Annotated in this window: 25 protein-coding genes and 2 tRNA genes; 12 read left to right on the top strand and 15 right to left on the bottom strand. The window is 70.3% G+C overall.

Annotated features, from left to right (window positions below):
* Positions 1–2 precede the first annotated feature (2 nt).
* From HNQ07_RS07130 to HNQ07_RS07085, 10 genes are all read right to left on the bottom strand, one after another.
* Entirely contained in the window at positions 3–701 is a 699-nt protein-coding gene (locus tag HNQ07_RS07130) for a S4 domain-containing protein (RefSeq protein ID WP_184110276.1), read from the bottom strand.
* Positions 702–741: 40 nt separating this feature from the next.
* On the bottom strand, positions 742–1338 hold the full coding sequence (locus HNQ07_RS07125) for a histidine phosphatase family protein (RefSeq protein WP_184110275.1): 597 nt from the start codon (positions 1336–1338) through the stop codon (positions 742–744).
* Positions 1335–1742: an ACT domain-containing protein gene (locus tag HNQ07_RS07120; RefSeq protein ID WP_184110274.1), complete on the bottom strand. Its 408-nt coding sequence runs from the start codon at positions 1740–1742 to the stop codon at positions 1335–1337. The genes HNQ07_RS07125 and HNQ07_RS07120 overlap by 4 nt, the downstream gene beginning before the upstream one ends.
* Before the next feature lie 29 nt (positions 1743–1771).
* A complete protein-coding gene (locus HNQ07_RS07115) occupies positions 1772–2170 on the bottom strand; it encodes a low affinity iron permease family protein (protein WP_184110273.1) in 399 nt (132 codons plus the stop codon).
* Positions 2171–2321: 151 nt separating this feature from the next.
* Positions 2322–2843, bottom strand: a complete 522-nt coding sequence (locus HNQ07_RS07110; protein ID WP_184110272.1) for a DinB family protein — start codon at positions 2841–2843, stop codon at positions 2322–2324.
* 31 nt (positions 2844–2874) lie between these two features.
* The gene (locus HNQ07_RS07105; protein ID WP_184110271.1) at positions 2875–3384 is read right to left on the bottom strand and encodes a DinB family protein; all 510 of its coding nucleotides are present in this window, start codon (positions 3382–3384) and stop codon (positions 2875–2877) included.
* Positions 3381–3779, bottom strand: a complete 399-nt coding sequence (locus HNQ07_RS07100) for a DUF3224 domain-containing protein (protein WP_184110270.1) — start codon at positions 3777–3779, stop codon at positions 3381–3383. Before HNQ07_RS07100 ends, HNQ07_RS07105 begins: the two co-directional genes overlap by 4 nt.
* Positions 3776–4189, bottom strand: a complete 414-nt coding sequence (locus tag HNQ07_RS07095) for a DUF6157 family protein (RefSeq protein ID WP_184110269.1) — start codon at positions 4187–4189, stop codon at positions 3776–3778. The genes HNQ07_RS07100 and HNQ07_RS07095 overlap by 4 nt, the downstream gene beginning before the upstream one ends.
* The gene (locus HNQ07_RS07090; RefSeq protein WP_184110268.1) at positions 4186–4659 is read right to left on the bottom strand and encodes a DinB family protein; all 474 of its coding nucleotides are present in this window, start codon (positions 4657–4659) and stop codon (positions 4186–4188) included. Before HNQ07_RS07090 ends, HNQ07_RS07095 begins: the two co-directional genes overlap by 4 nt.
* 5 nt (positions 4660–4664) lie before the next feature.
* Complete coding sequence (locus HNQ07_RS07085) at positions 4665–5144, bottom strand: DinB family protein (protein WP_184110267.1); 480 nt, start codon at positions 5142–5144, stop codon at positions 4665–4667.
* A 102-nt stretch (positions 5145–5246) separates the two neighbouring features.
* On the opposite strand from HNQ07_RS07085, the gene HNQ07_RS07080 reads away from it, so the two are divergent.
* From HNQ07_RS07080 to hemW, 7 genes are all read left to right on the top strand, one after another.
* Positions 5247–6224 carry a helix-turn-helix transcriptional regulator gene (locus tag HNQ07_RS07080; protein WP_184110266.1) on the top strand — a complete coding sequence of 326 codons (978 nt, stop codon included), beginning with the start codon at positions 5247–5249 and terminating at the stop codon, positions 6222–6224.
* Positions 6225–6332: 108 nt separating this feature from the next.
* Positions 6333–8360 carry an outer membrane protein assembly factor BamB family protein gene (locus HNQ07_RS07075; protein ID WP_184110265.1) on the top strand — a complete coding sequence of 676 codons (2028 nt, stop codon included), beginning with the start codon at positions 6333–6335 and terminating at the stop codon, positions 8358–8360.
* Between the two features lie 5 nt (positions 8361–8365).
* A complete protein-coding gene (locus HNQ07_RS07070) occupies positions 8366–9004 on the top strand; it encodes a hypothetical protein (RefSeq protein WP_184110264.1) in 639 nt (212 codons plus the stop codon).
* A 53-nt stretch (positions 9005–9057) separates the two neighbouring features.
* Positions 9058–9537, top strand: coding sequence for a (4Fe-4S)-binding protein (locus tag HNQ07_RS07065; protein WP_184110263.1), 480 nt, complete (start codon positions 9058–9060; stop codon positions 9535–9537).
* Positions 9530–10060: an AAA family ATPase gene (locus HNQ07_RS07060; RefSeq protein ID WP_184110262.1), complete on the top strand. Its 531-nt coding sequence runs from the start codon at positions 9530–9532 to the stop codon at positions 10058–10060. The genes HNQ07_RS07065 and HNQ07_RS07060 overlap by 8 nt, the downstream gene beginning before the upstream one ends.
* Positions 10061–10109: 49 nt before the next feature.
* The gene (locus tag HNQ07_RS07055; protein WP_184110261.1) at positions 10110–11414 is read left to right on the top strand and encodes a thymidine phosphorylase; all 1305 of its coding nucleotides are present in this window, start codon (positions 10110–10112) and stop codon (positions 11412–11414) included.
* A 63-nt stretch (positions 11415–11477) separates the two neighbouring features.
* Complete coding sequence (hemW, locus tag HNQ07_RS07050; protein ID WP_184110260.1) at positions 11478–12638, top strand: radical SAM family heme chaperone HemW; 1161 nt, start codon at positions 11478–11480, stop codon at positions 12636–12638.
* Between the two features lie 349 nt (positions 12639–12987).
* Here hemW and HNQ07_RS07045 read toward each other — a convergent pair whose 3' ends face one another.
* Positions 12988–13635, bottom strand: a complete 648-nt coding sequence (locus HNQ07_RS07045) for an ArsR/SmtB family transcription factor (protein ID WP_184110259.1) — start codon at positions 13633–13635, stop codon at positions 12988–12990.
* A gap of 61 nt (positions 13636–13696) precedes the next feature.
* On the opposite strand from HNQ07_RS07045, the gene HNQ07_RS07040 reads away from it, so the two are divergent.
* Entirely contained in the window at positions 13697–14926 is a 1230-nt protein-coding gene (locus tag HNQ07_RS07040; protein ID WP_229831907.1) for a cytochrome P450, read from the top strand.
* Here the strand turns inward: HNQ07_RS07040 and HNQ07_RS07035 are convergent.
* Positions 14871–15995 (bottom strand): alpha/beta hydrolase, encoded by a 1125-nt coding sequence (locus tag HNQ07_RS07035; protein ID WP_184110258.1) that lies wholly within the window; start codon positions 15993–15995, stop codon positions 14871–14873. The two genes, HNQ07_RS07040 and HNQ07_RS07035, sit on opposite strands and share 56 nt — an antisense overlap.
* A gap of 256 nt (positions 15996–16251) precedes the next feature.
* Between HNQ07_RS07035 and lon the strand changes: the two genes are divergently transcribed.
* From lon to HNQ07_RS07015, 4 genes are all read left to right on the top strand, one after another.
* Complete coding sequence (gene lon / locus HNQ07_RS07030) at positions 16252–18705, top strand: endopeptidase La (RefSeq protein WP_184110257.1); 2454 nt, start codon at positions 16252–16254, stop codon at positions 18703–18705.
* Between the two features lie 85 nt (positions 18706–18790).
* On the top strand, positions 18791–19684 hold the full coding sequence (locus tag HNQ07_RS07025; protein ID WP_184110256.1) for a hypothetical protein: 894 nt from the start codon (positions 18791–18793) through the stop codon (positions 19682–19684).
* A gap of 183 nt (positions 19685–19867) precedes the next feature.
* The gene (locus HNQ07_RS07020) at positions 19868–20395 is read left to right on the top strand and encodes a YqgE/AlgH family protein (RefSeq protein WP_184110255.1); all 528 of its coding nucleotides are present in this window, start codon (positions 19868–19870) and stop codon (positions 20393–20395) included.
* Between the two features lie 91 nt (positions 20396–20486).
* A tRNA-Asn gene (locus HNQ07_RS07015) sits at positions 20487–20561 on the top strand.
* Positions 20562–21193: 632 nt separating this feature from the next.
* On the opposite strand, the gene HNQ07_RS07010 is transcribed toward HNQ07_RS07015, so the two are convergent.
* The 3 genes from HNQ07_RS07010 to HNQ07_RS07000 form a co-directional block, all read right to left on the bottom strand.
* A tRNA-Phe gene (locus HNQ07_RS07010) sits at positions 21194–21305 on the bottom strand.
* Positions 21306–21310: 5 nt separating this feature from the next.
* Positions 21311–22111, bottom strand: a complete 801-nt coding sequence (istB, locus tag HNQ07_RS07005; RefSeq protein ID WP_184110254.1) for an IS21-like element helper ATPase IstB — start codon at positions 22109–22111, stop codon at positions 21311–21313.
* The coding region (locus tag HNQ07_RS07000) for a Mu transposase domain-containing protein (protein WP_446333882.1) at positions 22108–22596 on the bottom strand (489 nt) is incomplete at its 5' end. The genes HNQ07_RS07000 and istB, both read right to left, overlap by 4 nt.

Genomic DNA, 22596 nt, shown 5'->3' with positions numbered 1-22596 from the left:
CGCTACTTGTGCACGTCGAGTTCGACTTTGTAGTTGCCGCGCCGCGTCTCGTTCAGCACGCGCCGGAAGTCGATGCGCCCCAGCCCCTCGGCGGACAGGCTGTCGCCCTCGCGGATCTCGCTGCTGGCGCGCGCCGGAGCGCCGTTCAGGCGGACCTTGCCGCCGTCGATGCCCTGCTGGAAGTACGCGCGGCTCACGCCGAAGCCCTTGGCGCCCACCACGTCCACGCGCATGCTGGGCACCACGACCTCGCGCACCTTGCTGCCCTTGCCGGCGCTCTCGCCGATCTCCTCCACGTCCACGTGCCGGCCGCCGAGTTCGGTGAGCGATTCGAGGGTCTGTGCGGCCTTGCCGGTCGCGGCGACCAGGAACGCGCCGCGCTCCTCGCGGACGTCCCCGAGCTGCTCCTCGTCGAGTTCCAGGCGCCGGAGCTGCACGGTGAAGTCCTGGGTGTCCCACGCCGGCGCGGCGTCCTCGGGGTGGATGCGGTACACGCTGACGCCGGCGTCCACCTCGGGAATGTGGGCCGGGTGCAGGGTCAGGATCACGCGCCGGGCGTCGGGGAAACCGCCGGCGATGCGGTGGCGCACCTCCTCGTCGTTCAGAAAACGGCGGTCGATCTCGTCGGCCTCGATGAATGGGGTGCGGATCACCCGGCCGCCGCGCGCCTGCGCCACCAGAGTCGAGAGCTTCTGCTTCATGCGGGCAGGATAGTGCCTGCGGGCGCAGCCCTCTGGGTGTTCAGCCCTGCGCCGCGAGGGTTTCGACGTGCCACGCGCCGTTCTCACGCGACAGCAGCGTGTACGCGGCGTTGCCGTGGTGGTAGCGGTCGTCGGCCCACGCGGCGGCCGGGTCGGCGCCGAGCAGGTCGATCAAGGCGGCGCTCAGCGCGAAGCCGTGCGACACGACGATGGGCGTGCGTCCGGGCGCGAGCAGCGGCGTGAGGGCGGCGCGGAAGCGCGCGGCGACGCCCGGTCCCGACTCGCCGCCGGGAAACGCGGGGCAGCCGTCCGGGCCGAGCACCTCGCCGCGGTGGGTGCGCATGTCGGCGTAGGCGCGGCCCACCCACGCGCCGCAGTCGACCTCGTGCACGCCGTCCAGCACCGTCACGTCCGTGCCGAGCGCGCCCGCGACGGCCTGCGCGGTGTCCTGGGCACGGCGGTACGTGCTGGCGTACACGCGCGGGCCGGGCAGCGCCAGCGTGGCGAGGTGCCGTCCCAGCGCGCGGGCCTGCGCGTGCCCGGCGTCCGTGAGGCCGTCGTGCTGGCTGTCCGGCCCCCGGAACACCTGCGCGACGTTCCCGGCACTCTCGCCGTGCCGGGCGAGCACCAGCTTCATTCCCGCTCCGCCGCGTCCACCACGGCGTCGCCCAGGATGGTGTGACCGGCGGCGCGCAGGGCACGCAGGGCCGCGTCCAGCTTCTCGCGCTTGACCAGCACGTAGTCGGTGTCGAAGGTGCTGATCGCGAAGATGCCCACGTCCGCGCCCCTTAACGGGTTCAGTACGGCGGCCAGGATGCCGGTGAGGGTGAACGCGAACGGCCCGTGCAGTTTCAGGGCCGCCCACCCGCCCTCGGCGCGCGCGCCCGCCGGAGCGAGGTGCTCCTCGCACACCACGGACAGTTCGTCGGCAGTGCGGGTGACGCTGGAAAGGGCGCCGCCGGGCACACCCAGCGGCGCGTCGGGCGCGAGGCGGCAGACCGCGAACGTCTGCGGCAGCAGGGACAGGGTCAGGGTGGGCACGCCGCCATGCTAGAGCGCCCCGCCCGTGCTCAGTCCTCGCCGGCGCGCACGTCCTCGATGATCTCGTCGGGGCTCAGGGTCAGGAGTTCCGGGTCGTGCACCATGCCGCGCTCCACGCGCAGTTCGGCCAGCACAGCGTCCAGCTTGGCGTGCAGCTCGCGGGTGTCCTCGTTCTGCGCGTTCTGGATCAGGAACACCATCAGGAACGTCACGATGGTGGTGCCGGTGTTGACGACCAGCTGCCACCCGTCCGAGAAGTGGAACACCGGGCCGGTCAGCGCCCACACGACCAGCACCAGCACGGCGGCGGCAAAGGACGCGGACGTGCCGGTGAAATCCGCGATGGCGCGGGAGAAGCGCTGGAACCGGGCCTCGAGGGTGGGGGAACGGCGGGCGGACTTGACGACTCTCAGCGTGTTCAGGGACATGGCGCACCTCCCGGGCCGCGGACAGCCCAGGCCACCGTGCGCCGCGCACATGGACGCCGCATGAAAGGCGCCGCGCCTCCGACAGTTCCGGGTGAAATCGGGGCAGGGCACCGGCTGCGCGCCGTGCAGCCTCAGCACCGCGCAGCCGGTCTCACTCGCGCCAGATGGCCCAGTGTCCGTCCAGGGCGTCCATGTCCTCCGCGCTACGCCCGCCCTCCCGCAGCAGGGTCATGATCTGCCCGCGGTGGTGGCTGTCGTGCACGATGGTGTGTTGCAGGAAGTGCGCGGGACTGCTCTGGTACGTGCCCTCGTTCCAGGGATCGGGAAAGGTGCGTCCCTCGTCCAGGGCGCTCTGCACGGCAACCACGGCGGCCGCGTCGCCCTCGGTGAACGCGCCCGCGAGTTCATTCGGGGCCTTGCCCTGCCAGCGCCACATGGGGTCGCCCTCGGCGTCTTTCTGGGTGGGGTCGAGCAGCGGCATGGCGTGCTCGCGCGAGATGTTCCACAGCCAGCCCACCCGGAAGCCGGCCATGTGCCGCAGGATCTGCGCGACGGTCTGCCCGCCCCGGCCGTCGCTGAGGTCGTAGTCCTCGGGACGCAGGGCCTCCAGCAGGACGGCGTTCACGCGGGCGTTGCGGCGGAAGGATTCGAGCAGCAGGGTCGTGTCGGTCATGGGATCTCCGTTGAATGGGGTGCAGGCGTGGTCATGCGCGCCACAGGTTCCACCCGTCTTCCAGATGGTCGAGGCGTTCCTTCGAGGCTCCGGCCTGACGCAGCAGGGCAACGATCTGGCCGCGGTGGTTGGCATCGTGGACGATCATGTACAGCAGGAACAGCGCGGGGTTGGATGGGAAGGTGCCCACGCCGTGCGGGTCCGCAAAGGGTTCGCCGCTGGCCGCATGCGCCTGCACGGCCTGGATGGCGGCCTCGTCCCCGGCCTCCAGCAGAGCGCGGATCGCGGCGAGGTCATCCGCGTGCCAGTTCCAGATGGGTGTCGTGCCGGTGATCGCCACGGTGGAGGCCACGTGTTCCGGGGACATCTCGGCCAGCCACCCGCCACGGGACACGCCCATGTGGGAGAGCAGCCGGGCCACGGTCATGCCGCCCCTGCCGTCCGAGAGGGCGAGATCGGCGTCGGTCAGGTCATCCAGCAGGTGGGCGTTCACGCGACCGTTGCGGCGGAAGGATTCGAGCAGCAGGGTCGTGTCGGTCATGGGGTCGCCTCCGGCAGGGTGTGGTCGAGGACGTACACGTGCGCGCCGCCCTCGCGGGTCAGGGTCAGGGTGCCGCCCAGACCGCGCAGGTCACCGCTGCCGGAGTGCGGCACGACCTCGTAGGTCAGGGTGACCTCCCCGGCGTGCATGTCGCCCACCTGCCGGAACGCGAAGGCGCCGGCCCGGCCGTGCAGCGAGCCGGTGAAGACCTCCAGCACCACGTACGACGCGGTGCCGCCAGCAGGGTTCCCGAAGGACAGCATCTCACCCTGGCTGCGGCCCTCCAGGTCGCCGGCCCAGTCCTTGTCGAAGTGCAGCCGGCCGATGTCCGGGCTGGACGCCTCCTGCGGCGCGTGCGGGGTCATGCGGATGGAGAAGGTGCCGTGGGCGCTCACGGTTCGCTCCGGGGGCGGGCGGAACGCAGGGCGGGCACGACGCGGGTGTGGGGATCGTCCATGAGCCGACGGTACTCCGGCGCGGCGCTGTCCACGAGCGCGACCCGGCCCCGCGCGTCGAAGTGCAGGCCCCAGCCGTGCGTCTTGGGCAGCGGCGACGCGCGCAGGCACGCGCGGGGCTGGGCGAAGAAGGCGTCCCAGCGGACGGCGCGCACGTCGGCCGGGTCGCCCGGCGTGTCCCGGTGCGCGGTGAGGAACAGCACGTCCGCCTGCGTCAGCGAGAAGGGCCGCGCGCAGAGCAGAGCGTACTGGTACGCCGCCACGCCCCGCGCCGGCACCACGCCGCCCGTCGCCGCGCTGTCCGGCGCGGTGGCGATCAGGGTGTCGTGGTAGCCGGTGAGGGCGCTCACGCGCGCTCCCAGAAGGCCGGGGGCGCCGTGCCCATCTCGCGCAGATAGACCATGCCCTGCCCCCGGTGGTGGATCTCGTTATCAATCGCGCCGATCACGGCGGTGAAGGTCAGCATCTCCCCCCACGGGATCGTCACGGTCTCGCCGTAGCGCTCCTCCGGCACGCCGGGCACGCCGGTCTCGATCACGCGGGTCTGTTCGTCCCACGCGCTCAGCAGCGCCGCGCGGTCGGTGCCCGGCAGCGGGGGCCACGTGGGCCGGCTCCACTCGCCGTGCAGCAGGCCGCGCAGGGTGTACGCGGTCTGACCGTGCAGCTCCCACGCCATCTCACCGAACGGGCGCAGGGTCTCGGTGGGGCGGTACGTGAACAGCTGATCCTCCGGGAACGCGGCGATCACGCGCCGGGTCACGTGGCGGTGACCGAGCCAGTGGGGAACGAGCACGCTGGCGGGCACGCGCAGGGCACACACGGCGCTCAGCGCTCGTAGAACGCGGGCGGCGTGATGCCCAGGGCGCGCAGGTACACGTAGCCCTGTGCGCGGTGGTGGATCTCGTTGTCGATGCCGTACAGGACGCTGTGCAGCGGCGCCATGGTGCCCCACGCCATCGTCTGCGGCACGACGAACCACGCGGGGTCAATGCCCGGCACGGCGGCGTCCAGCTGCGGGGTCTGGGCGTCCCACGCGGCCAGCAGCGCGGCGCGGTCGTGGGGCGGCGCGGCCTCGGGCGGGTTCCAGCTCCAGTCGTCGGTGGTCAGGCCCTGGAGGTTGTAGCCGGTGACGCCGTACACCTCCCACGCGAGTTCCCCGAAGGGCCGCATGCCGCCCACGCTGAAGGTGAACAGCTGACCCTCGGGAAAGGCCTCGATCACGCGGCGGGTCAGGCCACGGTGGCCCTGCCAGTGCGTGAGCAGGGCGTCGAGGGTCAGGATGGACGGAGTGGTCGTGGTCGTCATGCGGGTGCCTCCTGTGGGATGAACAGATCCGGTTCGAATCTGCCCATAGCGTAATCGGCATTCCCGTCAGGACATGTCGTCAATTCGGCCTACACTCGGTGCATGTACGACCCCTCCATGCGGGTGCTGACCGTGCTGGAACTGCTCCAGGCGCGCGAGGAGGTCTCGGGCGCGGAACTCGCGCGGCGCCTGGAGGTCAGCCCGCGCACCGTGCAGCGCTACGTGGCGCGGCTGCAGGACCTGGGTATTCCGGTCGAGGGCCGCCGGGGCGTGGGCGGCGCGTACCGCCTGAGACCCGGCTTCCAGCTGCCGCCCCTGATGTTCACGGGCGAGGAGGCGCTGGCCCTGGCGCTGGGCCTGCGCGCCCTGACGCACCTGGGCCTGCACGCCCTGGCGCCCGCCGCGCAGGGGGCCGGGGCGAAGCTGGCGCGCACCCTGCCGCACGCGCTGCGCGCCGACGTGCAGGCGCTGGAACTCAGCGTGCAGCTGGACGCCTCGCCGTGGGTGGTAGGCACCGACGCGGCGCTGCTGGCGGATCTGCTGCGCGCGGTGCGCGGCGCGTGCGCCGTGGAGTTCACGTACACCGCCAGGTCCGAGCGGGCCACCACCCGCCGCGCGGACATCTACCGCGTGGTGCACGTGGACGGCCGCTGGTACGCGGTCGGGTGGTGCCACCTGCGCGCGGCGCTGCGCTCGTTCCGGCTCGACCGCATGCAGGACGTGGCGGTGCTGGACGAGACCTTCACGCCCCCGCCGGACTTCGACGCGGTCGCGTACCTGCGCGAGGCGATGCCCGAGCCGGCCGCGCACGAAGTGAGCGTGTGGCTGGAGGCCCCGCCGGAGGCCCTGCGCGGCGCGGTGTCCGGGTGGCACACCGACCTGACCCCGGAGGCGGGCGGCACGCGGCTGCGCACGCGGCGCGACAACCTGCGCTCGTTCGCCGCCTTCCTGCTGGGCCTGGAGTGCAGCGTGCGGGTGGACGGCCCGCCGGCGCTGCTCCAGGAGTTCGCGGACCTCCAGAACCGCTGCGTGGCCATCCAGTCGGGACAAGCGGCCGAATCGTATTCATGGTCGCTTTAATTTGATGAATCCGACAGAGCGCGGTGGTATCTCAGGGACGTCACATCCTTCAGGACGCCGCCCAGCGCGCGTTCCACGACTCGTCACCCATGCACGAGGAGGAAGAGCATGAAGGCCACCCCGGATCGCCGCTCCCTACTTCCCTACACCCTGGCCGGCGGCAGCGCGCTGCTCGCGATCTCGGTCGCGCTGGCCGCCACGCCGATGGGCGGCCCGCCCTTCACGGCCGCGCAGGCCAGCAGCGGCGCGCAGGTCTACACCGGCAACTGCGCGTCGTGCCACGGGGCTCAGCTCCAGGGGGGCGCAGGACCAGCGCTGTCCGGTACGTCCTTCCTGACCAAGTGGACCGGGGGCAGCCACCAGCTTTCCGACCTGTATGCCATCATCTCGCAGCAGATGCCGCTCAACAAACCCGGCAGCCTGAGCGCCCAGCAGTACCTCGACGTGACCGCGTTCATCCTGTCGAAGAACGGCTACGCGGCCGGCAGTGCGGCCCTGAAGGCCAGTGACCTGAAGGTGGCGCTGGCGCGGCCCACCGGGTCGTCCACGCCCGGCGCTTCCAGTTCCGGCTCGGCCGCGCCCGCCGCTGGCACCCTGCCGCGCGCCATGATGACCGTGAAGGCGGCCAGCACGAGCGCCCCGACGAACGCGGACCTCCTGAACCCCGCCGACGGCGACTGGCCGATGTACAACCGCACCTTCGACGGTCAGCGCTACTCCCCGCTGAGCGGCATCACCGCCGACAACGCCTCCAAGCTGGGCGTCAAGTGCGTGTTCCAGGTGGGCGAGGTGGGCGCGTTCCAGGTCGGCCCGGTCGTGTACCAGGGCAAGATGTACATCACCACGGCGCACGCGACCATCGCCCTGAACGCCGACACCTGCACCAAGCTGTGGACCTCCACGTACACGCCCAAGGGCCCGGAGCCCTTCAACACCAACCGCGGCGTCGCGCTGTACGGCGGCATGCTGTTCCGCGGCACCACCGACGGGCACCTGCTCGCGCTGGACGCCAAGACCGGCGCGACCCTGTGGGACACCTGGGTGGCCGACAGCGCCAAGGGCTACTTCCTGTCGGCCGCGCCCGCCGCCGCGAACGGTCTGGTGTACATGGGCGAGGCCGGCGCCGACTGGGGCGCCAACGGCCACATCTACGCCTTCGATGCCAAGACCGGCAAGCGCGTGTGGACCTTCAACGTGATTCCCACCGGCAAGGAACCCGGCGCCGAGACGTGGCAAAAGGGGGCCGAGCACGGCGGCGGCTCGCTGTGGACGACCCTCACGCTGGACGCCGCCAGCAACCAGCTGTACGTGAGCATCGGCAACCCGGCGCCGGACCTGAACGGCGGCCTGCGCCCCGGCGCGAACCTGTACACCGACTCGGTGGTGGTGCTGGACGGCAAGACCGGCAAGCTCGACTGGTACGCCCAGCAGATTCCCCACGACACGCACGACTGGGACACCGCCGCGTCGCCGGTGCTGTACGAGGCGGGCGGCAAGAAGATCATGACCGTGGCGAACAAGGGCGGCTGGATCTACTTCTACGACCGCGACACCAAAAAACTCTTCGCCAAGGAGGAGACCACCACCCACCTGAACGCCGACAAGGCCGTGAGCCTCACGGGCAGGCGCGACTGCCCCGGCACGCTGGGCGGCGTGGAGTGGAACGGCCCGGCGCTCGACCCCACGGCAGGCATGCTGTACGTGAACTCGGTGGACTGGTGCGCGACCTACAAGATCGGTGAAACGCGCTACGTGGACGGCAGCTTCTACTTCGGCGGCACCGGCACCTTCGACCCCGTGAAGGACGCCCGCGGCTGGGTGCGCGCGTACAACGCCGCGACCGGCAAGCCCGCGTGGCAGAAGAAGATGCCCACCCCGATGATCTCCGGAATCACGCCCACGGCCGGCGGCGTGGTGTTCACCGGCGACCAGAACGGCGACTTCTACGCCCTGAACGCCAAGGACGGCGCCACGCTGTACCGCTTCCGCACCGGCGGCTCGATCGGCGGCGGGATCGTCACGTACGCCGTGGGTGGCCAGCAGTACGTGGCCGTGGCGTCCGGAAACGCGTCGCGCAGCATCTGGAGCACCACGGGCGCCGCAACCATCTTTGTGTTCGGCGTGCCCAAGGAATGACGCCGGTGCGCCTCAGACGCCTGAGTGCCCTGCTGGCCGTGCTGAGCGGCGCGCCCGCCCTGGCCTACGTGCCCAGCCTGAGCAGCGCGCAGCTCCAGGAGGCGGCCGCGCAGGCGCAGCGCCTGGCACAGAGCGCGGACTCCGGCTACCCGGTGCGGCCATACACCCTGTACGCCGTCGAGGACAACCTGCGGCTAGTGGCCGCCAACGGCGACGTGGACGCCGTGACCATTGCCACGCCCTTCGAGCGCACACGCTACCAGGTGTTCGTGCACAAGATCGGAGACGATCCCATCACGCCCGCGCAGGCACGCGAGCAGGCGCAGTTGCCGGACCACCAGGTGGCATTCATTGTGTTCGCGCACGGCTCGTCGCCGGACGACCAGGATTTCCTGAAGGGCATCAGCGCCCTGACGTTCACGCTGGGTGGCCGCACCCTGCGTCCCGCCAGCCGCGACCTGTCGGACACCTCGCTGTCGCAGTACCCGCGCACGGTCGGCGAGATCGGCCTGCGGTACATCGGCACCGTCACCACCCGCTACGTGATTCCCGCCGGACTGGAGGCCGCGAGCGGCACCCTGAGCTTCACGGACGCGACCGGCAAGACCTTCCGCATGCCGGTCAACCTCAGCAGATACCGGTAGGCCGGCGCCGTCGGCCGCCGCGGTCCCCCGACGCGGCGGCCGTACACTGCCGTATGACCCATCCCGCTTCCCGGCCCGGCAACGACGATCTGGCGCAGGGCCGGGCCTACACCGGCGAGGGCATCACCGTGTACTACGACGCCCGGCGCTGCCTGCACGTCGCCAACTGCGTGCGCGGCCTGCCGGACGTCTTCGATCCCGCCCGGCGCCCGTGGATCCAGCCCGCGAACGCCGGCGCGCAGGCGATCGCGGCCATCGTCCGGACGTGCCCCACGGGCGCGCTGCATTACGTGCTGGACACCCAGGAGGCCGAAGTGCCGCAGGATCCCACCACCATCACCCCCAGCCCCGACGGCCCGCTGATGATCGCCGGGAACCTCGTGATCCACACGCCGGCCGGCGAGAAGAAGGACGTGCGCGCCGCGCTGTGCCGCTGCGGCCACAGCGGAAACAAGCCCTACTGCGACGGCACGCACAAGAAGGGGGGCTGGACGAGCGGTGAGGCCGCGGCCGGTGACGCCACGGGTGACTGAGCCCCGCAGCGAGGTGCTGTTCCTCGGCGGCCGGGCGGGCAGCGGCAAGACCAGCGTCGCGTCGGCGCTGCACGAGCTGCTCTCGGCCCGGCAGGTCAAACACGCCGTCATTGAGGGCGACACGCTGGATCTGGCGTGGCCGCCCCCGTGGGAGCATGGGCTGGCCGCGACCAACCTGCGGGCGCTGTGGACCAATTACCGCGCGCTGGGCTACCGGCGCGTGATCTACACGAACGTGATGAGCGTGCTGGAGACGGACAGGCTCGCGGCGGCGATGGGCGACTCGCCGCACGTGACCGCCGTGCTGCTCGACGTGAGTGACGACACGATGCTGGAGCGCCTGCGGCAGCGCGAGTCCGCCGCGTCGCTGGCCGCACATCTGGAGCGCAACCGGCCGCGCCGCGCCCTGCTGGAGCAGGAGGCGCCCGCGTGGGTGCACCGCGTTCCGACCGACGGGCGCACCCTGGACGCGCTGGCCGCGCAGCTCGCCCGGCTGACCGGCTGGGTGCCGGACGGGGCGTGACGCAGTGGCCCGGGTGTCGTGACCGCCGGCCGCCCGCTTACACTGCGCCATGACTCCTGCGAGCATTCCCGACCTGATCCGCAAGAAGCGTGACGGCGAGGCGCACCCACGCGCCGAGCTGGAGGCGCTGATCCTGGGCTACACGCGCGGCGACGTGCCGGACTACCAGGTCAGCGCGTGGCTGATGGCCGTGTACCTGCGCGGCATGACGCCGCAGGAGACGGCGGACCTGACGATGGTGATGGCCGAGTCCGGCGACCTGATGGACCTGGGAGAGCTGCCGCGCACGGTGGACAAGCACTCGACCGGCGGGGTGGGCGACAAGACCAGCCTGATCCTCACGCCCATGCTGGCGGCGCTGGGGCTCACGGTCGCCAAGATGAGCGGGCGGGGGCTGGCGCACACCGGCGGCACCATCGACAAACTGGAGAGCATTCCCGGGTGGACCAGCGAGCTGAGCGAGGAGCGCTTCACCTCGCAGGCGCGGGGCATCGGCCTGAGCCTGGTCGGGCAGAGCAAGGACCTCGCGCCGGCGGACGGCAAGCTGTATGCCCTGCGGGACGTGACGGCCACCGTGGACTGCCTGCCGCTGATCGCCAGCTCCATCATGAGCAAGAAGCTCGCGTCGGGCGCGCACACCGTGGTGCTGGACGTCAAGGTGGGCGCGGGCGCATTCATGCGGACGCTGGAGGACGGCCGGGGCCTGGCGCGGGCGATGGTGGACATCGGCACCCGCGCCGGGCGGCAGGTGCGGGCCGTGCTGACTGACATGGACACCCCGCTGGGCCACATGGCCGGCAACAGCGTGGAGGTGATCGAGGCCCTGGACACGCTGCGTGGACACGGCCCCCACGACCTGACCGAACTGTGCGTGGCCCTGGCGGTGGAGGCCCTGGCAGCGCAGGGCGAGGACAGCGCGCAGGCGGAAACGCGGGCGCGGGCGACCCTGCGGGGCGGCTCGGCCCTGGCGAAGTTCCGGGCGTTCGTGGCCGCGCAGGGCGGCGACCCCACCTACGTGGACGATCCGTCGCGGTTCGACGTGGCGCCCGGCCGGGCGGACGTGCCCGCGCCTGCGGCCGGGTACGTGCAGCGCATCGACGCCCTGTCGGTGGGCCGGGCGGTCCTGGCCCTGGGCGGTGGCCGAGAACGCAAGGGCGAGGCTATCGACCACGGTGTGGGCGTGGAACTGCTGAAGAAGCCCGGTGAGGCCGTCACGGTGGGCGAGGCCGTGATGCGCGTGTATCACCGGGGCGGCCGCGGCCTGGACGCCGCGCTGGCCCTGCTGGCCGAGGGCCTGAGCGTGGGCCCGGACGCGCCCGCCCCCGAGGCGCTGATCCTGGACCGCGTGAACTGAGCGCCCGCCGGAAAGGAAGGTCCCTCGCCCCGGCGCGCGGCGGGGACGCGTAGACTTCCGCGCGTGAGCGTGGCCCCTGTCCTCGACCCCACGGTGCGGCACCTGTACGTGCACGTGCCCTTCTGCCCGAGCATCTGCCCGTACTGCGACTTCCACGTGCTGACGCGCCGGGCCGGGCTGGTCGAGGCGTACCTGGCGAAACTGGACGAGGAGGCCGCGCGGCTGGCCGACACCCACGACGTCGCCCTGGACACCGTGTACCTGGGCGGCGGCACGCCCAGCTTCCTGCGGGACGCGGAACTGTCGGCGCTGGTGGGCAGCGTGCGGCGGCACCTGGGCTGGGGCCGCGTGGAGAACACCCTGGAGGTGAACCCCGGCACCGTCAGCGCGGACCGCGCGGCGCTGTGGCGCGACCTGGGCCTGGACCGGGCCAGCGTGGGCGTGCAGAGCCTCGACGACGCCACCCTGCGCTTCCTGGGCCGCCAGCACGACGCGCGCCAGGCCCGAGACGCGGTGACGACGCTGGTGGACACCGCCTTCCGGGTCAGCGGCGACCTGATCACCGCCGTGCCGGGGCAGCCCCTGGACGGCGACATCCGCGGCTTGGTCGAGCTGGGCGTGGGCCATGTCAGCGCGTACACCCTGACCATCGAGCCCGGCACCGAGTTCGCCCGCCGGGGCGTGACGGTGGACGAGGACGACGAGCGGCGCGGCTTCGAGCGCACCGAGGCGCTGCTGGGCGAGCACGGCTTCACCCGCTACGAGATCAGCAACTACGCCCGTCCCGGACAGCAGTCCCAGCACAACCTCTCGTACTGGCACGGCCGGACGTACCTGGGCCTGGGACCGGGCGCGGCGGGCCACTACCCGGCGGCCGGCGGCAGCCGCATCCTCACCACCCGGCGCACGAATCCGCACCTGCACGAGTGGCTGGCCGGCGCAGCGGGCGAGGACGATCCTATCGACGCGCACGAGTACGTCACGGACGCGCTGTTCATGGGTCTGAGGCTGCGCGAAGGCCTCGACGTGGCCGACCTGTCCCGCCGCAGCGGCTTGGACGTGCGCGCGGCCTACGCCGCTCCCATCAACGCGAACGTCGCCCGCGGCCTGCTGACCCTCGACGGCGACCGCCTGCGCGCCACCCCGCAGGGCTGGTGGCTGCTCAACCGCGTGGTCACCGACTTTCTGGAAGCGAGCCCCGCAGAACAAGCAGAATCGCCCTGACCACGGACCAAGTTTTTCGGGCTTGGGAAACAGAGGTTGACGCCATTCCCAGCCTCTGCAAGCCGCTCTACAAGTCCTTCGCAGAGGAATGGATGCCTTTAAAACTGAAGCGTCCCACCGATCACCTGACCGAAAGCCATCGTGCGCGCAGCGCGCGGGCGCTGACGGCGACAACGCCCGAGGCAAGCACGCGGCCCCACGCCAACGAACCCCCATATCAGGCCAGCCTGAACGACGTGGCGACCACATGCCCAGCGCAGCGCTCTCCCCCTGCCCCTCTGCTGCGCAGCTCTTCGAGTCTGGGGTAGGGGGCTGGGGGGTGGGGAAGCCCTCCGCAGGCGCCCACCACCTACTCCTGCAAATCCCGAGTCAGCCCCAGCCGAAACAGGTACCGTTCCGGCCCGCTGCGCGCCGCATACCGCGCGTGCAGCGTGTGCAGTTCCCGCTGCATGGCCTTGGCATCCTCGCGGGTCAGCCGCAGCTCACCCCAGTTCAGCAGCAGCACCGGCGAGTCCGGCGCGAGAAACTCGTCCAGGGTGAATTCGCCCGCGCGGGGCGTGATGTCCACGCTGACCGTGCTGCCGTCACGGAACACGCGCAGGCCGATGTCGCGCTCGTTCACGACCAGGGTGCGGCCGGCGGCCACGACGGCGCTCAGAAAGCGCCGGGCGAAGCCGGTCTCGTGCAGGCCCACCAGGTCTTCCACGGAGGTCAGGGGCGTCGCGTCGTACGGGACGAGGTAAGCGTCGGAGGTGGCGCGGTAATAGCGGATCGGCCGGCCCCGCCGGGGCTCCGTGCGGGTTTCGGCGGCGAGGCCGGCGGCGACGAGGCGGCGGACGCGGTGGTGCACGGCATTCAGCGGCGCGTGCAGGGTGCGGGCGAGGCTGGAGGCGCTGTGCTCGCCCAGCATCAGGTGTTCGAGGGTGCCCATCATGGCGCTGTCCAGGAACAGCTTCACGCTGGCGGGGTCGGTCACGCGCTGCCACGTTTCCGGCATGGGGGCACTCTACTCGACGCACGGACTTGGCGGTCGAGTAGAGCGGGGCGCACGCTGGGGCATGACGCTCCCCGAGACCATGACCGACGTGCAGGCGGCCGTCCAGGCCCTGTGGCATCCGGACGCCGTGCCGGATCCGTATCCCGGCTACGAGCGCGTGCGGGCGCTGAGTACGCAGGGCGTGCTGGAGGGGGCCTTCCCGGAGTGGCCGGGGGTGTTCCTGAGCGGGCACGCGTCGTGTTCGGCGGTGCTGCGCTCGGCCCATGCGCTGAGCGGCTCGGGCATGCCGGGGCCGGACGCGCCCGCGTCGGACGGAGTGCAGCTCCTGCGCTCGATGATGCTGTTCCACAACGGGCTGTCTCACCAGCGGCTGCGCGGGCTGGTCAGCGCGGCCTTCACGCCCCGCGTGGTCGAGGAGCAGCGGGAACTGGTGCGGTCACTGCTCGACGACCTGCTGACGAAGCTGGCGGCGCGGGGCGGCGGGGATATCGTGGCGGACGTGTCCAACCCGCTGCCGGCGCGGGTGATCATGGGCATGCTGGGCCTGGGCGGCGAGGACGAGGCGCGCTTCGTGCGCTGGTCGCAGAGCGTGGCGGACCTGCTGGCCGGGTCGGAGAACTCGCCCGAGCTGATGGCCCGGATCGACGCGGACGCCCGCGAGATGCGCGCCTTCTTCGCGGGCCTGGCGGACGACCTGCGCGCGCGCCCGCAGCCGGGCCTGCTCTCGGCCCTCGCGGCGGCCCAGGACGGGGGCGAGAAGCTGAGTGGCGACGAGCTGCTGTCGAACGCGGTGCTGCTCCTGACAGCCGGGCACGAGACGACCAGCAACCTGATTCCCGGCGGCCTGCTGGAACTGTCGAGGCAGCCGGAGGCGTGGGCCGCCCTGGTCGAGCAGCCCCGGCACGGCGGCGTGGCGGACGAGCTGCTGCGGGTGGTCTCCCCCGTGCAGTTCGACGGGCGCGGCCTGGGCGGGCCGGTTACGGTGGGCGACGTGACGCTGGCGGCCGGCAGCTTCGCGCAGCTCATGCTGGGCGCCGCGAACCGCGACCCGGAGGTCTTCCCGGATCCCGGCCGCATCGACTGGGAGCGGCCGAACGCGGGGCGACACCTGGCCTTCGCGGCGGGGCCGCACTACTGTCTGGGGGCCAGCTTGGCGCGGCTGGAGATCTCGGAGACCTTCGCTGCGCTGGCCACACGCTTTCCGGACCTGACGGTGACGGACACGGACCCGCCCTTCAAGCCGAATCCGGTGCTGCGCGGCGTGCAGCGGCTGAACGTGACGCTGGCGTAGCGTCCGCCCGCAGCCACCAGCGCAGGAAGGCAGGGAACCTCGCGCGCCACGCGGCCTCGTCGTGCCAGTGGCCCGCGCCGATGGTGACGCGCACGTCCTGCACGTGGGGCCGCAGCCGCGCGGCGAGGTCATGGGTGAGCTGCACCACCTCGGCCGCGCCCTGGAGGCTGCCGCCCTCGTGGTCGCCCATGTCGAGCCACACGCGGGCGCGGGGAGCTGAGCGGCCCTCCATCCAGCGCAGCAGCTCGAAGTCGGCGGGCCACACGGCGGGGCTGAAGACACCCAGCGTGCCGTAGGCGTCCGGATCGCGCAGTCCGGCATACAGCGTGATCAGGCCACCGAAGGAGGACCCGGCCAGCGTGGTCTGCGCGGGTGGCGTGTCGCCCCAGCGGGCGGCCAGAGCGGGGCGCAGCACATCCCGGATCCAGTTGCAGTACTCGTCCGCGCCGGGCCGGTGGCCGTTCAACTCGAAGGGGAACGGGACGTAGCGGCGGCTGCGCTCCTCGTTCACGGGCAACGCGGCGATCCGCAGGGGGTGCCCGGCGTCCGCGAGGGCCTGCGCGGCCCCGGCGGCGTCCCAGCTCTCGCCGGCGAAACTTGGCCCCTCGTCGAACACATTCTGGCCGTCATGGAGGATCAGCAGCGGCAGCGTTCCGGACGCGCCCGAGGGCTCCCACAACCGCACGGGCTGCTCACCCCACGGCGCGGTCAGGATCAGCTCAGCGGTGGGTGGAAGGCTGCGGGCGGGGCGGCTGCGTCCTTCTCCTCCGTCCTGCCACCCGGCCACGTCCAGCCGCACCTCGGTGTCGCCGCGCACGACGACGGTGTGGGCGGGGGCGCGGCCGCCCCACGCGTCGCCTTCCTCGGTGACGGTGCCGTCCGGGGCCACGCAGCGCACCTTGACACCCAGCAGGGTGCCGTCCGGCAGTTCGGCGTCCAGCGTGCCGTCCGGGCCGAAGGTCCAGCCCGCGGGGTCGCTGCTCCACGCGCGGTGGTCGCCGGTCAGGAACAGGGTGCCGGGGGGCCGAGCGGGCGAACGGTGGGAAATACGGAAGTGCACGCGGGGCATGACGCGCAGTATCGCGGAGCGGGGTCGGCCCTCGCCTCGGTGAACCCTTCGTCAGCTTGCGTGAGGTTGCTGTCAGGTGCCCGGGCGTAGACTTTCAGCGTGAGACACGGGAAGTAGGCCGGTTGGCGGAGGGGGCAGGGTTGCTTGCTCCATTCCACTAAACTTGATATACTCGCACTCAAGTTCGCCGGTAAAGCGCTTCATTTTCCAAACCGGCAACCCGACCAGAGCACCACCTGGGCGAAAGGAGTCCGCAATGCCCACCGAGAGTGTCAGTCTCCCCAAAAACGTCCCTGTCTGCCCGGTGCGTGGCAGCGTGATCTACCCGACCATGGTGCAGCACATCGACGCCAGCCGGTCTCTGTCCATCAACGCCATCGAGGCGGCCCTTGCCGGCGAGAAGGTCATCCTGATCGTGTCGCAGCGCGACAAGGACGTGGACGACCCGCAGGGCAGCGACCTGTACGACATCGGCACCGCGTGCAACGTGCTGCGCGTGCGCAAGAACCCCGACGGCACCGTGCAGATGCTGGTGTCCGCCGTGGCCCGCGTTAAGGCCAGCGGCTACACCCGCGGCGACTACCTGCGTGCCGACATCACCCCGCTGGACGCCGCGCCCGACAAGGCCGTGGAACTCCAGGCGCTGAGCCGTGAACTCAAGGAGAAGTTCGAGCTGATCGTCTCGGGCGGCAAGCTCAACGCCGAGGCCGTGCAGACCATCAACGGCAAGGACGACATCGGCGAGATGGCCGACCACATCGCCTTCAACCTCGATTTCAAGCTCGAGGACAAGCAGGCGCTGCTGGAAGCCTCGAACGTCACCGCCCGCATCCGCAAGCTGCTCACGCTGCTCGACACCGAGCAGGAAGTGCAGGCCGTGCAGGCCAAGATCCGCGCGCAGGTCAAGGAAGAGATCGACAAGAACCAGCGCGAGTACTACCTGCGCGAGCAGATGAAGGTCATCCAGAAGGAACTCCAGGGCGGTGAGGACGGCGAGGACGGCGACGAGGCCGAGGCCTTCCGCGCCAAGATCGAGGCGCTGGACCTCAAGCCCGAGATCAAGAAGGAAGTGGACCGCGAGGTCAACCGCCTGGCCCGCATGCACCCCGACGCGGCCGAGGCGAGCGTGATCCGCACCTACCTCACGTGGATCACCGAGCTGCCGTGGAACACCCGCAGCGAAGACCGCCTGGACGTGGCCGAGGCCGCGCAGGTGCTCGACGACGACCACTATGGCCTGGACAAGGTCAAAGACCGCGTGCTGGAGTTCCTGGCCGTGCGGCGCCTGCGTAAGGAACGCGCAGAGCGCGGCGAACTCAGCGCGGAGGACGTCAACAAGGGGCCGATCCTGGTGTTCACCGGCCCTCCCGGCGTCGGCAAGACCTCCATCGCGCAGAGCATCGCCAAGGCGCTGGGCCGCAAGTACGTCCGCATCGCGCTGGGCGGCGCCCGTGACGAGAGCGACATCCGTGGTCACCGCCGCACCTACATCGGCGCGATGCCCGGCCGCCTGGTGCAGGGCCTGCGCACCGCCGGCACCAAGAACCCCGTCATCCTGCTCGACGAGGTGGACAAGCTGGGCAGCAGCTACCAGGGCGATCCCTCGGCCGCGCTGCTGGAAGTGCTCGACCCGGCGCAGAACCAGAACTTCACCGACCACTACCTGGGCGTGGCCTTCGACCTCAGTGAGGTCATGTTCATCGCCACCGCGAACTACCCCGAGCAGATTCCCCCGGCCCTGATGGACCGCATGGAAGTCATCGAGTTCAACTCCTACATCGAGCAGGAGAAGCTCGAGATCGCCAAGCGTTACCTGCTGCCCCGCCAGCTCACTGCGAACGGCCTGAAGTCCAACCAGATCACCTTCACGGACGCCAGCCTGGAAAAGCTGATCTCGCACTACACCCGCGAGGCCGGCGTGCGCAACCTGGAGCGCGAGGTCGGCACGGTCGCCCGCAAGGTCGCCCGCCGCATCGCCACCGGCGAGGTCAAGCGCGTGAAGGTCACGGACAAGGAGCTCGACCGCTACCTGGGCCAGTCGCGCCACAGCCCGGAAACGGAGAACAAGGAGGACATGGTCGGCGTGTCGACCGGCATGTTCTACACGCCAGTCGGCGGGGACATCCTGTTCGTCGAGACCTCGATCAGCCCCGGCAAGGGTCTGGTGCTCACCGGGCAGCTCGGTGACGTGATGAAGGAATCGGCCAGAGCGGCGCTGACGTACATCAAGGCGAACGCCGAGCGCTTCCACATCGACAAGGCCCGCGTGGACGACAGTGAGATCCACGTGCATGTCCCGGCCGGCGCGATTCCCAAGGAAGGCCCCAGCGCGGGCGGAGCGATGGTCACCAGCCTGATCAGTGCGCTCTCGGGCATTCCCGCCCGGCACGACGTCGCCATGACCGGCGAGATGACCCTCACGGGCCGCTACCTGCCCATCGGCGGCCTCAAGGAGAAGGTGCTGGGTGCCCGGCGCGCCGGCATCAAGCACATCATCCTGCCCAAGGCGAACGAGGGCGACATCCGCGACATTCCCGCGCACCTGCGCGCCAGCATGACCTTCCACCCCTGTGAGACCGTGGACGAGGTGCTCAGCGTCGCCCTGGTCGGCGGCCTAAAGGCCTTGGAAACCCCGCGTGACGGCAGCGCGGCGGTGGTGCCCCCCACCAAACGCCGCACGTCGCGGCGCGGCGCCGGCGCCAGCGCATAACCCCGATCTCCTCGACCGACCCCCACCCTCTGCGGTGGGGGTTGTGCGTGCTGCTCCCTGCGCCCGTCCCCTAGACTGCCGAACGATGCGCTCCGTGCTCTGCGTTCTCCTGTGCGCGGCCTCCAGTGCCCAGGCCGCCTTCTGTTTCGACGCTCCCGGTGAGGAACGCGCCGTGTTCCAGACGTTCGCCGGACAGCCGCGGGTGGTCGTGGAGACCTCGACCCGGTGGATGCAGGGCCAGCCCGACGCTCCGCCAGCCCTTAGCACCCGCACCTCCACCTTCCAGGCGGGACGGCCCGTGCAGGTGCACCGCAGCGTGCAGGGCGGGGCCACCCAGAGCGTGTGGCGGTTCGGTGCGCTCCAGCAGAACACCGTGCGCGGGACCTACCAGCGGGCCTCCGACGCCCTGACGGCGCTCCTGGCTGGCAAGAGCGAGCTGACCATCGACAAGGTGCTTCTGACCCCGGCACGTCCCATCACCGCCACCTTCGACACGCTCGGCCGCCTGAGCACGCTCACGGGCGTCTTCGAGAACGACACGCTCTCCGCCGTCAAACTCCAGGTGAGCTGCACCTACTCCGCGCGCAGCCGGCAGACCTCTGAACGGGTCACGCTGGCGGGCACCATCCGCTTCACCCGCGTGGCCACCGTGGACCTGCAGGGCCGGCTCGTGACCACCGAGTCCAGCAGTTCCGCGCCTGGAACGAATGGAGACACCACTCCAGTCGTGACCACCTATGTCTACGGCAGCGACGGTCACCTGACGGGGAGCGAGGCCACGCAGGGCAACCAGCTCGTCGTGCGGCAGACCTACACCACCGACGCGGCCGGACGGGTGACCAGCCTGCAGTTCGCGGACCTGGGTGACGTGCAGGAACGCTGGACATGGACCTACGACGACCACGGCAACTGGATCACGCAGACGGGCCGTGTCCAGGATCGGCCCTTCGAGACCATCACCCGCACCATCACCTACTGACACGGCCGTGGGATGAGCCGGCGACCCTGGGCGAAGCGAGTGTGCGAGACACCGAGCGAACCGGTGAACATCCGCACCGGTCTTTCCACAGCACAGATTGGATTCGTCTGCACGCGGGATGAAGTGCCACATCGGCGCGGACCCCGCTTTCTGCACCTGCTCCCACGGTCTATCCTGGGCGGCATGAGCGGGCCCATCACCTTTCTGGTCGCCAGTCCCCACATGCACGGCGAGACGTTCGAGGGCACCGTGATCCTGCTGCTGGAGCACGACAAGAGTGGGGCCATGGGTCTGATCGTGAACGCACCCCTGCCGCAGAGTGTGTCCGAGCTGATGGCCGACGCGCCTGGGCACGAGCAGCCCGGGTGGCTGGGCGGCCCGGTCGACCCGACGCTGGGCTGGTGCCTGTACCGCGACCCGGTGGGCCTGGACGGCGAGGTGCATGTGGTGGACGGCCTGATGGTGAGTTCCAGCCTGGAAGTGCTGCGCACCGTGATGGCCCAGGGGCAGCCCTACCGCCTGGTGCTGGGTTACGCGGGCTGGAGCGCCGGGCAGCTGGCCGAGGAGGCACGCGAGGGCGCGTGGGTGTGGGTGGAGCAGGACACGCCGGACCTGCTGTGGGACGTGCCGCCTGAGCAGCAGTGGGCCGAGGCGCTGCGGCGCCTGGGCGTCACGCCGGGCACGATCATGCCGGGCGGCGCCCAGGCCTGAGCAGCGACCGTGACTTCAGGGGCGGGTCTTGCGCGCGTCCGGGCCGCATGCTACTCTCCCTCCTGCGCCTGAAAACGGCGTGCCACCCTGATCGGCAGTAGCTCAGTGGCAGAGCATCCGACTGTTAATCGGACGGTCGTTGGTTCGACCCCAACCTGCCGAGCCAGTAGACAAGACCCCGTCTGCAAGGATGGGGTTTTTTCATTTCTCCTCCACGCCGTACACCTGCGCGGCGTACCCAGATGTCCTTCCGACTGTGGGCGTGTCCTTCAAACCTGTGAGGTCCAGGACAGCGCCACGGCGCCTGAAGGGCTACATAGTCGAAGACTGAGCCAGAAATCGGCGGATTGGCCGCAAGTCTTCGGCCTGCTTCCGGCCCACCGCTCCCCCCCAAGGCGGGCGGCCTCCCCTGCCCTACCACTGGCCGCTGCGAGTTACCTGAGCTACGTTCGCAGGCGACTCCCATACCGGCGAGCGCTGTCATGCGTTCCTGGCCCTCCTCGGCCAACCCTGCAACCCGAACGGCGTGGTGGCCGTTTGGCACGGCGTGCGGGCGGTCCCCGCCTCATTTATATGGAGGGCTGGGCTCGTCCAGCCGGATGACCGGCAGGCCCTATGGCACAGTCTCGTCCGTCGGAGCCGACTCGTGTTGCCCGACGAGCGTGGGTTTCCCGTGTTCGCCCTGTCTGAGAGCGTGCGATCCGACCACTATGCAGTCACTTATGCACCCTGATCTTTGGGCAGACCCGAGCTCAAAACGAACAAGAACCTCCGACTGAGTCGGAGGTTCCTTGTTCTTGGTGGCCAGGGCCGGACTTGAACCGGCGACCCAACGATTTTCAGTCGTTTGCTCTGTCAACGGCGACTTAAAATTGACCACTTTCGGCGGGTTAAATTTGACCACCCAGCCTGCTGTCATTTCCGGTTCACCTCCTGACTGGTGGGGCTCAGCCCCACCAACGTGCTCGGGAACAACCCAGATTTCTTCTTCTCCCGCAGCCGGTACGATTCGCCTTTGATGTTCAACACGTGGCTGTGGTGCAGCAGCCGATCCAGGATGGCGCTCGCCACCACCGGGTCGCCCAGCACCTCGCCCCAGTCACCGAACCCTTTGTTGGATGTCAGGATCACACTCCCACGCTCATAGCGCGCCGCGACCAGCCCAAATAGGGCATTTGCCGCCAGGCGGTCATAGGGCCACACGCCGAATTCGTCGACGACCAGCACCTTCGGTTTCAGGTAGAAGCGCAACCGCTGCTCCAGCCGGTTCAGGGCCTGCGCTCGGCGCAGGTCCTCCATCAACTGACCGGCCCGCGTGAACAACACGCTCTCTCCCTGCTCGATGGCGTTGACACACAATCCGACGGCCAGGTGCGTCTTTCCGACTCCAGGCGGCCCCAGTAGGATCACGTTCTGGCCGTCAACGGCGAACGACAGCGTACCCAGCTCCTTGATCAGCCGCTTGTCCACACTCGGCTGAAAGGCGAAGTCGAAGCTGTCCAGCCGCCGGTCAAAAGGCAGTTTCGCGAGTTTCAGCCGGCGGGCCCGGCCATGTTCATCCCGGGCGTTGACCTCGATCCGCAGCAGATCCGCCAGGAACTCCGCATACGGGAGTTCCTTCTTGGCGGCCGCGTCCAGTCGACTGTCCAGCAGGCTTGCCGCATGCGGCAAGCCCAGTCGCTCCAGGTCATCCCGGCAGCGCTCCACCGAGATCATGCCGACCCCTCCCGGAACACGTCGGCCAGCACCTCGTCCAGCGTGACACTGTCCTGAATGGCCACCAACGCGGCGTATTCCGCCAGGGGGCGCTGCTCGACCTGCACGTCCGACAGCGCTTCTTGCTGATAGGCCAGGTGCGGGCCACGTCGGGCGGCCGCACCACCCGCCGGCATGCCGTCGTACTGGCGATCCACCACGAATCGCGCGCCACGCTGCGCCGACCGGGAATGCACGGCGATGCGACATCCACCGCTGAAGATCTGCACCGTGACCTGATCAGCCTGCACGTCGACGCCCTGACCGGCATATGACCAGGGCACGCCATAGAAATTGCCGGCATACGACACGAAGCTGTCCCAGCTGACCTTGCGGGGTTCTCGCAGAAACACCGCGATGGTGTCGATCGGTGGGATGGGTGTCAGGGCCGACTGTTCCTGGTGCAGTCGATCCACCGGGCGTTCACGCGTCGTGCCGTGAACGCG

Origin of the sequence: Deinococcus metalli (assembly GCF_014201805.1) — a bacterium.
Classification (GTDB): Bacteria; Deinococcota; Deinococci; order Deinococcales; family Deinococcaceae; genus Deinococcus; species Deinococcus metalli.
Note: the sequence above shows the minus strand (reverse complement) of the source record. Positions and strands in the feature narration are given on the sequence as shown.

Coding starts and splice junctions, on each gene's coding strand:
- HNQ07_RS07130 (WP_184110276.1), bottom strand. CDS start 701: ATGAAGCAGAAGCTCTCGACTCTGGTGGCGCAGGCGCGCGGCGGCCGG.
- HNQ07_RS07125 (WP_184110275.1), bottom strand. CDS start 1,338: ATGAAGCTGGTGCTCGCCCGGCACGGCGAGAGTGCCGGGAACGTCGCG.
- HNQ07_RS07115 (WP_184110273.1), bottom strand. CDS start 2,170: ATGTCCCTGAACACGCTGAGAGTCGTCAAGTCCGCCCGCCGTTCCCCC.
- HNQ07_RS07110 (WP_184110272.1), bottom strand. CDS start 2,843: ATGACCGACACGACCCTGCTGCTCGAATCCTTCCGCCGCAACGCCCGC.
- HNQ07_RS07105 (WP_184110271.1), bottom strand. CDS start 3,384: ATGACCGACACGACCCTGCTGCTCGAATCCTTCCGCCGCAACGGTCGC.
- HNQ07_RS07085 (WP_184110267.1), bottom strand. CDS start 5,144: ATGACGACCACGACCACTCCGTCCATCCTGACCCTCGACGCCCTGCTC.
- HNQ07_RS07080 (WP_184110266.1), top strand. CDS start 5,247: ATGTACGACCCCTCCATGCGGGTGCTGACCGTGCTGGAACTGCTCCAG.
- HNQ07_RS07075 (WP_184110265.1), top strand. CDS start 6,333: ATGAAGGCCACCCCGGATCGCCGCTCCCTACTTCCCTACACCCTGGCC.
- HNQ07_RS07065 (WP_184110263.1), top strand. CDS start 9,058: ATGACCCATCCCGCTTCCCGGCCCGGCAACGACGATCTGGCGCAGGGC.
- HNQ07_RS07055 (WP_184110261.1), top strand. CDS start 10,110: ATGACTCCTGCGAGCATTCCCGACCTGATCCGCAAGAAGCGTGACGGC.
- HNQ07_RS07045 (WP_184110259.1), bottom strand. CDS start 13,635: ATGCCGGAAACGTGGCAGCGCGTGACCGACCCCGCCAGCGTGAAGCTG.
- HNQ07_RS07040 (WP_229831907.1), top strand. CDS start 13,697: ATGACGCTCCCCGAGACCATGACCGACGTGCAGGCGGCCGTCCAGGCC.
- HNQ07_RS07035 (WP_184110258.1), bottom strand. CDS start 15,995: ATGCCCCGCGTGCACTTCCGTATTTCCCACCGTTCGCCCGCTCGGCCC.
- lon (WP_184110257.1), top strand. CDS start 16,252: ATGCCCACCGAGAGTGTCAGTCTCCCCAAAAACGTCCCTGTCTGCCCG.
- HNQ07_RS07025 (WP_184110256.1), top strand. CDS start 18,791: ATGCGCTCCGTGCTCTGCGTTCTCCTGTGCGCGGCCTCCAGTGCCCAG.
- HNQ07_RS07020 (WP_184110255.1), top strand. CDS start 19,868: ATGAGCGGGCCCATCACCTTTCTGGTCGCCAGTCCCCACATGCACGGC.
- istB (WP_184110254.1), bottom strand. CDS start 22,111: ATGATCTCGGTGGAGCGCTGCCGGGATGACCTGGAGCGACTGGGCTTG.